At 52.0% G+C, this 11,908-nt stretch carries 11 protein-coding genes; 5 read left to right on the top strand and 6 right to left on the bottom strand.

Going from position 1 to position 11,908, the window contains the following annotated elements:
* Nucleotides 1-73: 73 nt before the first annotated feature.
* Nucleotides 74-958, top strand: a complete 885-nt coding sequence (locus tag U2W12_RS18490; RefSeq protein WP_326502170.1) for an HDOD domain-containing protein — start codon at nt 74-76, stop codon at nt 956-958.
* 48 nt (nt 959-1,006) lie between these two features.
* A complete protein-coding gene (locus U2W12_RS18485; protein ID WP_326502169.1) occupies nt 1,007-1,888 on the top strand; it encodes a globin domain-containing protein in 882 nt (293 codons plus the stop codon).
* Nucleotides 1,889-1,939: 51 nt separating this feature from the next.
* On the opposite strand, the gene U2W12_RS18480 is transcribed toward U2W12_RS18485, so the two are convergent.
* Complete coding sequence (locus U2W12_RS18480) at nt 1,940-3,313, bottom strand: L,D-transpeptidase family protein (RefSeq protein ID WP_326502168.1); 1,374 nt, start codon at nt 3,311-3,313, stop codon at nt 1,940-1,942.
* A gap of 590 nt (nt 3,314-3,903) precedes the next feature.
* On the opposite strand from U2W12_RS18480, the gene U2W12_RS18475 reads away from it, so the two are divergent.
* Complete coding sequence (locus tag U2W12_RS18475; RefSeq protein WP_326502167.1) at nt 3,904-4,116, top strand: hypothetical protein; 213 nt, start codon at nt 3,904-3,906, stop codon at nt 4,114-4,116.
* A gap of 25 nt (nt 4,117-4,141) precedes the next feature.
* On the top strand, nt 4,142-4,753 hold the full coding sequence (locus U2W12_RS18470) for a L,D-transpeptidase family protein (RefSeq protein ID WP_326502166.1): 612 nt from the start codon (nt 4,142-4,144) through the stop codon (nt 4,751-4,753).
* A gap of 250 nt (nt 4,754-5,003) precedes the next feature.
* On the opposite strand, the gene U2W12_RS18465 is transcribed toward U2W12_RS18470, so the two are convergent.
* From U2W12_RS18465 to U2W12_RS18445, 5 genes are all read right to left on the bottom strand, one after another.
* The gene (locus U2W12_RS18465) at nt 5,004-5,711 is read right to left on the bottom strand and encodes a DUF882 domain-containing protein (protein WP_326502165.1); all 708 of its coding nucleotides are present in this window, start codon (nt 5,709-5,711) and stop codon (nt 5,004-5,006) included.
* Nucleotides 5,712-6,168: 457 nt separating this feature from the next.
* Nucleotides 6,169-6,675 (bottom strand): CinA family protein, encoded by a 507-nt coding sequence (locus tag U2W12_RS18460; protein ID WP_326502164.1) that lies wholly within the window; start codon nt 6,673-6,675, stop codon nt 6,169-6,171.
* 38 nt (nt 6,676-6,713) lie between these two features.
* Nucleotides 6,714-7,490: an acyl-ACP--UDP-N-acetylglucosamine O-acyltransferase gene (gene lpxA / locus U2W12_RS18455; RefSeq protein ID WP_326502163.1), complete on the bottom strand. Its 777-nt coding sequence runs from the start codon at nt 7,488-7,490 to the stop codon at nt 6,714-6,716.
* A gap of 5 nt (nt 7,491-7,495) precedes the next feature.
* Nucleotides 7,496-8,380 carry a site-specific tyrosine recombinase XerD gene (gene xerD, locus U2W12_RS18450; RefSeq protein WP_326502162.1) on the bottom strand — a complete coding sequence of 295 codons (885 nt, stop codon included), beginning with the start codon at nt 8,378-8,380 and terminating at the stop codon, nt 7,496-7,498.
* Nucleotides 8,377-8,874 carry an MGMT family protein gene (locus U2W12_RS18445; RefSeq protein WP_326502161.1) on the bottom strand — a complete coding sequence of 166 codons (498 nt, stop codon included), beginning with the start codon at nt 8,872-8,874 and terminating at the stop codon, nt 8,377-8,379. The genes xerD and U2W12_RS18445 overlap by 4 nt, the downstream gene beginning before the upstream one ends.
* A 470-nt stretch (nt 8,875-9,344) precedes the next feature.
* On the opposite strand from U2W12_RS18445, the gene U2W12_RS18440 reads away from it, so the two are divergent.
* Nucleotides 9,345-11,903: a hypothetical protein gene (locus tag U2W12_RS18440; protein WP_326502160.1), complete on the top strand. Its 2,559-nt coding sequence runs from the start codon at nt 9,345-9,347 to the stop codon at nt 11,901-11,903.
* Nucleotides 11,904-11,908 lie beyond the last annotated feature (5 nt).

Raw genomic sequence — 11,908 nt, 5'->3', positions numbered from 1 at the left:
CTGCTCGGCTTTACGCAAAGATGGAAATTTTAAACTAAACTTATCCCACATGTCCGAATTTTAAGCTATTCCGATGCAAGAAGTTGCCGAACCGATAATAAAAGACTCCGGCGCCGGCCCGGCCGAAAATAAGCTGTTGCAGGCGTGTTGCAAGGATCTCGAAAAAAATGCATTGATCCTGCCGACGATTCCCGAAGTCGCGTTCAAAATCCGCCGCGCGATTAATGATGAAAAAGCCAACAGCACCAAGATCGCCCGCATCGTACAAGTCGATCTCTCGCTGACCGCGCGCCTGATCAAGATCTCTAACTCCCCCTTGTACCGTGGCCGCAAAACCATCGAAAGCTGCCCGGAAGCAATCACCCGGCTAGGTCTGAAGGCTGCGCAAGACATCATCACCGCATTCTCGCTGAAAACGGTCTTTGCCGCCAAGTCGCCGTTCATCCGCCATAAAATGATCGAATTGTGGACGCACAGCAGCTTTGTCGCATCGATCAGCGCGGTACTGGCGCACAAGGCGAAAGGTTTCGACCCCGACCGCGCGATGCTGGCCGGATTAATTCATGATATCGGCAAGGTCCCGATATTGATCTTTGCCGATCGGCACAACGAATTGGCCCTGAATCTAAATCATCTTAATGAAACGTTAGCCAGGCTGCATAAACCGACCGGCCTGAATATTATCCGGCAATGGAATTTTCCGGCCGATTTTGAGGATGTCGTGACCCACTCGGAAAATTGGCTGCGCGATACCGCCAAACCATCCGATTATGCCGACATCGTGATGCTGGCACAATTCCATAGCTTGATCGGCAAAGTCGATATTAAAACGCTGCCCAAAATCGGCTCCCTGCCCGCCTATAAAAAAATCGCGCGCCATCTCGACGCGAACGACAGCATCGCGATTCTGGATATTGCCAAGGATGAAATCGAAATGATTCAGCAAATACTCGGATGAACCAATACGAGAACGCATCCACCAATAACTCATTAATATGATTTAGTCATGAAAACCCAAAGAATATTAGTTAAAAACTGTATCGACGAAATCGCGGACACCCGCGAAGAACTTTCGCGCCTGTTCTTCCGCGAACTGTTTCATCTCGACATCAATCTCAAAAAGTTCTTACCGGGCAACACCGTGTTTCTGAACCGGAAGTTTTTCAATATGCTGGCCGCGCTGCAGAACGTCAAATATCTCGAGAATATCGCCGAATCGGTCGTCAAACTGGGCGAACGCCATCTTATTAAATACGGCGCGCAAATCGAGCATTTCGATACACTAAAGCAGGCGCTGCTAAAGGCCCTTGAACAGCATCTTGGCGACCGCTTCACGCCGCAATTGCAAGAGGCCTGGAACGGCGTTTTCGACGAAGTCGCCGCAGTGATGAAGCAGGCGATGACCACGGCCGACCGCCGTATGGAAACCCGTCCGCAGTATGACGAAAGCACCTACGACCCGAATTTGTTGCACGAAATCGGCGGCGAGGAAGGCGTTTACCGCGTCCACGAGCGCTTTTACGAAGTAATGTTCAACCATCCCTGGCTCGGACAATTCTTTTTCGGCAAGTCCGAAGAGGTGTTGATCGCCAAACAGACCCAGTTCATGGTCGCCGCCTTTAACGGCCCGAACAACTACACCGGCGACACCCCGGCCTTCGTGCACATGCATATGTTCATCACAGAAGATATGGCCGATCTGCGCGAGCAAATTCTGCGCCAAGCGATCCTTGAAGAAGGCTTATCCGAATCGGTCGCGGACCGTTGGCTGAAAGTCGATCAAAGCTTCCGCCCGGCGATTGTCAAAAAATCGATCGATGAATGTGTATTGAAATGCGTCGGGCAGGTCCCGGTGACGGCTACGAAGCCTTTGCTTATGGAGCCTTGACCTTCGCTTTGTCATGCATTCTTTTCAAGAGTCGACTTTAAGATTATCGTGCTAGTTTTCTGAAATTAAACGCGGTTTTAACGGCTCAACATCAATTTCGAAATCTATCCGAATGCGTTTCGCGACGGCTTTCACTTCTTTTTTGTTTTTAAAAGGCCCAGCGATGACCTGATAGGCATTGTCTTTTCGAATTTTACGCGTAGGTATGATCGGCCCCTGATGATTGAGCATGGTTGCCAGTTTTTGTGCTTCCGTCTCGTTATCGAAGCTAGCCACCAAAATCGACCAGTCGCTATCCTTTAATTCTGCAACAATAGGTTGTTGATAGAGTTGTTCAGGATGCTCCAACTGCACTGCGTTTGCCGCGATGTCTGCCAGGTCCGGGCTTTGCGCAAGAATCGGCGTAGGAATGCCATCCGATCGCTGAACAATGCGCTCGACTTTCTCCCAATCGATAGTAACATGCTTTTTTGAGCTGATTTCATGCAATTGTTTAAGTAACTGTTTTTTTAGTCGGGATTTATCATGAATCCATTTTGACAGCGGTTCGTTGGCTTCAAGATAAAGCATGTCCTGATGCCAAGCCGCTAGATAGGGCTGGTGAATTATCCGCACCGGCATTCCTACCGATACTTTTTTGAACAGCACAGCAATATCCTCTGGGTAAAGTTGCACACAGCCATGGCTAATTTGCATCCCGATCCCATAAGGCTTGTTGGTGCCGTGGATCAGATAACCGGGAAAACCGAGGCGCATTGCATAAAGCCCCAAGGGATTATCAGGTCCCGGGGATACTACTTTAGGTAAAGAATGGCCTTTTTGTGTATGCTCCTGCTGAATGGATACGGGTACAACCCAGCTTGGATTGGCTTTTTTAGCAACGATGCTGGTTAAGCCCAAAGGCGTGTTCCATCCTTGCCGACCGATGCCGACAGGATAAACGAACACCTTATCTGGCTGCTTTTTGGGATAGTAAAACAATCGCATTTTCGCCAGATTCAGAACAATACCCTTATGGGGAGTACTGGGTAGAATAAATTGTAAGGGTAATAATACACGGCTACCCGTCGCGGGCGTCCAGGGAGCAATAGCGGGGTTGGCTTTGCTAATATCGTTATAACCAAGACCGAAATGCCGGGCAATATCAGACAATGTGTCACCTTCGCGCGTGTTGACCGCGGCAATCGTCCCGACCATAGTTTGACCATCGGATAACGGAAATACATGGGTCTCTATGGTTTTTGATTTGCTTTCGGTTTCCGGGTGTAATTCGGGTGCGACACTATTTGCGGTTACCTCCGGATTTTCAATTAAATCGGGAAAAAATGCCACATGCTGGCAACTGCTGGTTAAACCACTGAGCAGAACCACTCCTAACAATTGGATAACATGCGTTGTTGATTCTTTAAAGTCTGACAAAGTCACTTGAATATTATCCAGGAGGCATATTGGTATGAGTCGCCGATACAACTATGATCATCTATGGCGTAAAATCGTTTCAATACAGTGACGATTAATGGATTAAGAAGTGTGACAATCACCCTTCATAAGGCATAAAAATATGCACGGCGGTTTTCCCGACGGGCTGTTTTCTGCTCTAAAACAACAATGATTTATTGCATTATTGGCACCGGTTAAAAATTAGCCGGTAAACCGACAAGATTCTTCCTGTAATTTTGTAAATTTATCGTCAAACCGCTTGATCGAATTGCAATCCGCACATCAGATCGATGCGCATCAGCCGCATTAAGGAAAGTAGCATCCCGGCAAAACAATCCAATCGACACTTGCCCCAACCTGGATGTCCTTTTAGAATCTCTCAATCCATCGCTCAATTCCATTTCGCCTCCTATTTTGTCGCAAAAAAGTGAAACCGATTGGCGATCGGACTTTCGAGCCCGCTATTTGTCCGTTTTGTTAATCACTGGGTTAGGATTTTTGCCGTGCACGGAGGTTTCGTTGTTGAAAAAGGTTGCTAACCCGCCGCGCGGACCTCTACCAAAGGAGATGAACGCTTGGCGAGCTATCACCATAATCGTAACCGCAGCGATCGTCACCGGTGTTTCATGCTTTGGCTGGCCGACAGCAGCCGTTGCGCGGCCGATCAGGCCCGCGGCCAAAACGACCGCGACCGTTGTGGGTACATTACCGCCACCGTCTACGACAGACCTTCCCGGAAGTACAAACGCTCCGTTCGCAACTTCAGTCGCTCCGGCGACGACACGTGATCAGGGTCCGTTTCACCCGTCCAAGATGCTTAAAGTCGGCTCGCGAGGCGAGGCGGTGCTGGCTCTGGAGAAACGGCTTGCGGAACTTCGTTACGACGTGGGTGCTGTTGATGGTCGTTACGACCAACAGACGTGGCAGGGCGTCGTGGCGTTTCAGAAGTACGCCAAACTGAAACGCACCGGCACATACACGCTGGAAACGCAGGAAGCATTGCACGCAGCGATTCTTCCTGAAGGGCTTCATCCTGAGTTGGGTTTACCTCGCATCGAGATCGATATTAAGCGTGGAATACTCCTGTTTTTCGATGAGCAAGGACTTAACCGCGTTATCGCAGTCTCAACGGGCTCGAATCGCAAGTATTGCGAAACGTCGAAAAAATCGGGAGAACGGATTTGCGGCGTGGGCCATACGCCTCGAGGCACGTTCCGCATTCAATACAAAATTTCCGGTTGGCGCGAAAGCGATCTCGGAAAGCTTTATAACCCCTTGTATTTCAAGGACGGGTACGCAATTCATGGGTCGCCGTCAGTTCCGGCCTACAATGTGTCCCACGGTTGCGTCCGAATGTCTATAGCAACATCGGAATGGTTTTTCGGCACCGTCAAAAACGGTACGCCAGTCATCGTGTTTGGCTGATTTAACGCATCAGCTTCCAGTCATCTGGTGCAGTTTTTCGGATTGGACTCGATTACTAAGATTCTCTAATAATGCCGTAAACCTTTTAGAAATGACCAACTTCCCCACAGCCAATGCTGATTGCTACGAGAACAGCTTATCGAAGCAAGCGGCGTTGATCGGGAAATCAGACCTTCCACCGCTTGGGTAAGGCGACCAATCAACTCCTGTTTCGCAGCATAAGATGAGCCGGGAGGCGATATTCGCTTGTCTACCAGGTTCTAAACCTGCCAGTATCTAAATGGACAAAATTACTCTGTGGATAATAACCCACGCCGCCTTGCGCCATCGTCAGCGCTGCGTTTCTAATCGTTTTGGATGAGACGCCTTCAACCCTTATGTCGATAGCCCTGCCTTGCATGTGAAAACTATGTTCCGCAACCCCATGACTATGTTTGTGTAACTGGGCATTGGTAAACGGAGAACGATAAGCGGAAATGATGTGAAAAGGTTTATTAACGCCAAGCGTTTGTTTCAGATAAAACAGCTGATCCAGTAATGCGGTGTCAATGGGATGAATATCATCGGTACGAAAGTCGCGGAGCAGATAATTGATTTCTTGCAGTGCTTCTTTAATATAACTGCCGTCTTCAAAATAGGTTAATTTTAATTTATCGCCGGTATGCGTATGCTCGAAGGAAAGTGTTTTGTATTCGGAAGCATGCAGATAGGGTGTCGGAGTATGCTGTGTAAAATTACGCGACTGAACTTGTCGCGCATGAGTGTGGATCGGTTGTGCATGCGCACGACTGTGCCCGTGCCGCCCCGGAATGATGACATGTCGAACAGCCGCTGCCGCAACCTCGGATCCGCCCAATGCCATCAAAGATCCACACGCCAGCTTCTTCAAAAATTTACGTCTTGATGCCAACGTAACATCTTCGTCAATCTTCGTGTCTTTTGATGGTTGCTTATTCATAGTTTTCATCTGGTAACGCTTTCTTCTATTTTCCGCTATAAAGCCTTAATTTGATCTTAAATAGATGCTCATTGGTGGACTGATCTTGTCCTGATTGTAAAATGGCTTTTAATCTTTTCCACAATTCAGCGCTGTTTATTTCGCTCGGCAAAAATGACCTATGAATTGAAAACTAGGTCAGCCTCGTCAACATCACGTTTTGCATGACTTTAATCCCTTGCTTATGCAACCAGACCACTTGCTTGCACCTTTTATGCATTTGGTCCTATGTTCGATATTTTGCATTTTCTTTATGTAAAAAGGTTAGGCCGCAAATATTATTGAAAGTTCAAACTGCAATGACACTGATCAATAGCGCGCCTTTTTCAATACAATCGGTCGAATTCAGCTAATCGGAATCAGATAGAGGCATGGATTAAGCCAACTGATGTTACTGAAGTGGCGAATACCTTGCGTTTCAGGTATCCGGCATATTGGCCGGCTCATACGCGCCGAGCAAACACCGCAATGCCTTCTGCACGGTCTGTCGCCGTATCGCATGCCGGCCGCCTACTAAATGCTGTTCCAGGCAACGGCACGGATGCCCGCGCAACTGCCAGGCTATGAATACCAGTCCGACCGGCTTTTCAATCGTACCACCGCCGGGACCCGCGATTCCGGTGACGGCCAAGGCAATATCCGCGTCGCTGTGTTCCAATGCGCCGGCAACCATTTCGCAAGCGGTTTGCGAACTGACCGCGCCATACTGCTGCAAGGTGTTTTGACTGACACCGAGCATCGTGATTTTCGCGGCATTGCTATAGGTCACAAAGCCCCGGTCGAACCATGCAGAGCTGCCGGCGATTTCGGTTATGCTTTGCGCAATCCAGCCGCCGGTGCAGGATTCGGCCAGAGCCAGCAGGTGGCCTGCCTTATACAGTTGTTGGCCCAACTGCTCGGCGAGCGCTATTAAATCGTCATGCATGATCGTCACATTATGAAAAGTTATAGCGCCCTACCCTCCTAGTCGGCCGATACCTCGATAAATCCGTGCAGGCCGCGTTTGGATTTGACGGCCAGCCAGTCCTTCAAAAACTTCAACTCCGGGGTTTCCTCCAGAGCATCCAGGCTTTTTTTATTTTTCAACAGACGAAACGCTGCCGACAGCACATTGTAGCGCTCGCCGGTGATGCCGGCCCGTCTCAAGCCGACCGTATTCAGCCGGTAATGCCGCGCCGGCCGGCCGCCGACCAGCATGAACGGAATCACGTCCATGTTCAGACCGGTGGTGCCCTGCACGATCGCATACGCACCGATCCTGCAAAACTGGTGAGCGACGACCGCACCGCCCATGAACACATTATTGCCGACTTCGACATGGCCGCCGATCGCGACATTGTTCGCGAAGATCGTTTTGTCGCCGATCGAGCAATCGTGGGCGACATGGCTGTTGTTCATGAAAAAACAGTCGGAGCCGATCCGCGTTTCGGCGTTTTCCTTGCTCGCGCGGTGCGCGGTGAAGCCTTCGCGAAACACATTGTTGTCGCCGATGATCAGCCAGCTGACCGTTTCCGCCTTGAAGCCAAGGTCCTGAGGCAGGCCGCCCAACACCGCATGGGGATGTAGAATATTGCCCGCCCCCATTCTGACATGTCCGTGCACGACCGCATGCGCGCCAACCTCACAGTGATCGCCGAGCACCGCTCCGCTCTCGATCACCGCGAACGGCCCGACGATGATGCCGTCTCCGAGCTTGACATCGGAGCCGATATAAGCGGTCGGGTGAATCTGTTGCGTCATTTTGGTTAGCCTCGTGGGTGGAATTTGGAATGTAAATCTTTGAGCCGTTCGCGCGCGATGTGCGTGTAAATCTGCGTGGTCGACAAGTCCGCATGGCCGAGCAACAATTGCACCACGCGCAAATCGGCGCCGTGGTTCAGCAAATGCGTCGCGAAGGCGTGCCGCAAGGTATGCGGAGACAGTTCCTTGGCAATGCCGGCTTTTTTCGCATGCCGCTTGATGATATGCCAAAAGGCCTGCCGGGTCATGCCTTCCGCTCGATTGGTCACGAACAGATAATCGCATTGGCGCGCGACGAGCAGGTCCGGCCGCGCCTGGTTCATGTAGGTTTCGAGCCAGCTCATCGCGACTTCGCCAACCGGCACCAGCCGTTCCTTGCCACCTTTGCCGGTGATGCGCACCACACCCTGGCGGAAACTGATCTGCTCGAACGTGAGCCCAACCAGTTCGGACACCCGAAGTCCTGTCGCATACAAAATTTCGAGCATCGTTTTATCGCGCAGGCCGCGCGCGTTCGAAACCTCGGGCGCTTCGAGGAGGCGTTCGACATCCTTTTCGGACAACGACTGCGGCAACGGCCGGCCGATGTAAGGCGATTCGATCAGCGCGGTCGGATCGGCGACGATCCGGTTTTCGCGCAAATGATAACCGTAAAAACCGCGCAAGGTCGAAAGAATACGCGCGGTGGAGCGACTGCCGATGCCCTGCTGATAGCGGAATGCAAGGAACCGCGAGAGTTGCTCGCCATTGGCTTCGAGCAGCGATTTTCCTTTCAGCCAGCCCGCGAAAATCCGCAAGTCGCTGCCATAGGCGGCCAGCGTGTTTTCGCTGAGTCCCTGCTCTGCCCATGCCGCATCCAGATATTGGTCGATCGCATCCGCGGCTCTCATCGGCAATGTTCCGCCTCGAAACGTAACAGTTTGATCTTGATGTCGAGCAAGGGGCCCTCGGTGGCGCCACAGTAGCCGCCCATGCCGGATGCCGAAACGACCCGGTGGCACGGGATGATAGGCGCATACGGATTGTCGCGGCAGGCATTGCCGACCGCGCGGGGCGAGGACGCCAAGTTTTTGGACAAGGCCGAATAACTGGCTGTCGTTCCGCAAGGGATCCGGCAGAGTGCGCCCCATACGCGGCGCCGGTAAGGACTGCCCTGCGCCAGCAGATTCAACTCGATCGTGTGATCCGGCGTGGACCAGTAGGCATCAAACACGCGCTGCCAGAACTCGCTGACAGGCGGCGCCATGTCATGATCGAGCAGCCAATCGGTATTCACGATCACATCCCCGCATACCGTCAAGGCCAACAAACCGGCAGGCGTTTGCGTCGCGACGATTTGCGCCGGCCCGGTACAACCCTCCACCCATGTAATCGAAAACGACATCGCTTTACCCATTTTATCTTACAGACAGCAAAAACCGGTCTTGCGGGCCTGCCGAGTTACTTTGACTTGAGATTACAAGCTGTTGAGTCATCTGAATAATCTTTATTCGCGCCCGATCCCATTTCATGGTTGACAACAAATCCCGGTTAGGTTCACAATTAGAATGATAATTTCGACTAGAAACACAAATGACTCGGTCAGTGCAAGTGATTTTTTTAAGAAAATTCTCTTGCGAATGCACGCTACCAACGCGAGCTGAGTGCTATTCTTAAGTGCTATTCTAACCGAGTTTGCCGAGGAATCATCCAAAACGGATTCAGCTCCGTCTGCACGGTAATTACAATAAAAAGAGGCCGCATCTAAAAAATCATCATCTAAACCGCTTCATCAACGGAGGTTAACCACACCATAGCGTAGTCCAACCGTGCAATCCATTTGCATGATTTTCACTTTTACTGGGGAGACTAAAAATGAAACTGAAAAAATCAGCCCTTGCGCTGATGCTGACCGGAGTCGGATTTATCGGCCTGGCTGGCTACAGCAGCGTGAGCTTAGCGACGCTTTTTACCAGCAAGGCCTGCAAAAACGCAGCAGACGAGATTCTGGACGAGGCCATGTGCGTCGGCCGCACCGCCGACAGCCTGAAAGGCGCGGACGAAGACTACTTCCGCGACATGGACTACGGTATCACCAAAAATCCTGAAGAACTGGCCAAGACTCTAGCGCCGTTCGTTCCCGGCATTACGCCCGAAGAAGCCGCCAAACGCGTCGCGATCGGCCGTAACAACTGGATCGTCTGGACTGCGGGCAACGACCGCCTGTGGGACACGATGAGCTATCGCAGCGTCGGCACGCTCGATTTTCTGAAATCCCTGTCCAATCACCCCAGCCTGAAATTCAGCCGTAGCAACCGCTGGAATTATTTGGGCCTGGTCAACGAACCCTGCTTCGAAAAACCGGCCGGGCCGCGCAAAGACCGTTACGGACTCTGGCTCGACGTGCGTTCGAAAGATTGCGCGCCCGATCCGTTCGAAAATGAAACCAAATATCCAGGGGTAAAATACGGCGCGCGCGGTAAAAACATCCCCGCCGGATCCTACTACGGTTATGCGACCGGCATCGTCGGCGTGCGGCTGTTTCCGAACCCTGACTTCGACGCGGAAGCGGAAAAGAAATGGGACCCTGAACGTTACTATACCGATCCGAGTTATTACAACAACAAGGACTTGGTTCGGCCTTACCGCGTCGGCATGGCCTGCGGCTTTTGCCACGTCGGCCCGAACCCGACCAACCCGCCCGCTGATCCCGAAAATCCGAAATGGGAAAACCTGAATTCGAATCCGGGCGCGCAATATTTTTGGATCAACAGGATCTTCTCCTGGGATGCCGATAGAAGCAGCTTCCCTTATCAACTGTTCACCACTTCGCGTCCCGGCGCGCTGGATACCTCGCTGATTTCGAGCGACTACATCAACAACCCGCGCACGATGAACGCGGTCTATAACCTGGTGCCGCGCTTGTTGAACGCGCAAAAATTCGGCGAGGAAAAACTCGGCGACGGCAGCTTGAACAACAAGCAGTTGAACGACTACGTGCCTGCCGATTCGCCGCTGGCCGGATTCTACAAAGCGCCGGATACCGTATTCACGCCACGCGTCTTGAAAGACGGCGCCGATTCGGTCGGCGCGCTGGGTGCATTGAACCGCGTCTTCATCAACATCGGCCTGTTCAGCGAAGAATGGCTGACCCACTTCAATCCGTTGATCGGCGGCAAGCCCATCACTCCGATTCCGATCAAGCAATCACGTAAAAACTCGTCCTATTGGCAGGCCAACGAAGCTCAAACGCCGGATCTGGCACTGTTCTTCATCGCCGGTACCCGTCCCGACTACCTGAAAAACGCGCCCGGCGGCGACAAGCATCTGAGCACCGATGCGGCCGTTTTGACCCGCGGCAAGGAAGTGTTCGGCGAACGCTGCGCGCGCTGCCATTCCAGTAAATTACCCCCTAAAGCCTACAGCTTCTTCCCGAACGGCGGAGTCGGCAAGGATTACCTGAAATATTGGGATAATTACTGGAAATGGACGCAAACGGATGAATTCAAGAAAGCGATCGGCGAAATTGTCAAAAAGGATGACTTCCTGCAAGACAACTTCCTGTCCACAGATCTTCGTGTCCCGGTCACGTTACTCGAAACCAATGCGTGCAGTCCATTGGCGACCAACGCGATCGAAGGCAACATCTGGAACGACTTCTCGTCGCAATCGTACAAGAATCTGCCATCGGTCGGTAAGTTCACCGTGCATCATCCGATGACCGGCAAGCCTTGGCAATTCGACATGCCGGGCGGCGGCCGCGGCTTTACCCGTCCGGCTTCGCTGGTCAGCGTATGGTCAACCGCGCCGTTCCTGCTGAACAACTCGGTCGGCGATTTCAACCCAAGCCCGGCGGTCGAAGACAGACTGCAATCGTTCGACAGTTCGATCGAACAAATGCTGTGGCCGGAAAAGCGCAAGGGCAATATTCAGTACCAAACCGCGAACGGCAAGCTACTGCCGGGCTGGATCGACAGAACTTACGACACCAGCTACCTCAGGGTTCCGTCCGGCTATCTGCCGACGTTGCTGAACAAGCTTGCCGGCAAGATCGAAGGCGGCAAATTTGCCGGCGAACAAGGTCTGGAACTCGGTCCGATTCCAAAAGGTACGCCAGTCAACCTGCTGACCAACATCGATCTGGACCAACGCACCGGCTTATGGAACAAGCTTACACATGGCGTCAAGTTGCTCGATGTTCTGGTTACACTCAAGCATGACCTGAAGAAGTTGCCGAAAGACGCGACCGACGAGCAAGCCGCCAAGGTGTTTGCGAACGCGGTCGAACCTTTGGTCAACGCAAGCAAATGTCCTGACTATATCGTCAACCGCGGCCATTATTTCGGCACCGATTATTTCAAGGAAGCCGACAAAGAGCCGGGCCTGAGCGATGCCGACAAGAAAGCGCTGATCGCATTCCTGAAGACTTTCTAAGCCTT

This window comes from Methylomicrobium sp. Wu6, assembly GCF_035916875.1.
In the GTDB taxonomy this organism is placed as follows: Bacteria; Pseudomonadota; Gammaproteobacteria; order Methylococcales; family Methylomonadaceae; genus Methylomicrobium.
The sequence above is the reverse complement of the archived record's forward strand: the minus strand, read 5'-3'. Positions and strand labels throughout refer to the sequence as shown.

Bases quoted from the DNA above. Each gene is read 5' to 3' on its own strand.
- U2W12_RS18490 (WP_326502170.1), top strand. From the start codon at position 74: ATGCAAGAAGTTGCCGAACCGATAATAAAAGACTCCGGCGCCGGCCCG.
- U2W12_RS18485 (WP_326502169.1), top strand. From the start codon at position 1,007: ATGAAAACCCAAAGAATATTAGTTAAAAACTGTATCGACGAAATCGCG.
- U2W12_RS18470 (WP_326502166.1), top strand. From the start codon at position 4,142: ATGCTTAAAGTCGGCTCGCGAGGCGAGGCGGTGCTGGCTCTGGAGAAA.
- U2W12_RS18465 (WP_326502165.1), bottom strand. From the start codon at position 5,711: ATGAATAAGCAACCATCAAAAGACACGAAGATTGACGAAGATGTTACG.
- U2W12_RS18460 (WP_326502164.1), bottom strand. From the start codon at position 6,675: ATGCATGACGATTTAATAGCGCTCGCCGAGCAGTTGGGCCAACAACTG.
- lpxA (WP_326502163.1), bottom strand. From the start codon at position 7,490: ATGACGCAACAGATTCACCCGACCGCTTATATCGGCTCCGATGTCAAG.
- xerD (WP_326502162.1), bottom strand. From the start codon at position 8,380: ATGAGAGCCGCGGATGCGATCGACCAATATCTGGATGCGGCATGGGCA.
- U2W12_RS18445 (WP_326502161.1), bottom strand. From the start codon at position 8,874: ATGTCGTTTTCGATTACATGGGTGGAGGGTTGTACCGGGCCGGCGCAA.
- U2W12_RS18440 (WP_326502160.1), top strand. From the start codon at position 9,345: ATGAAACTGAAAAAATCAGCCCTTGCGCTGATGCTGACCGGAGTCGGA.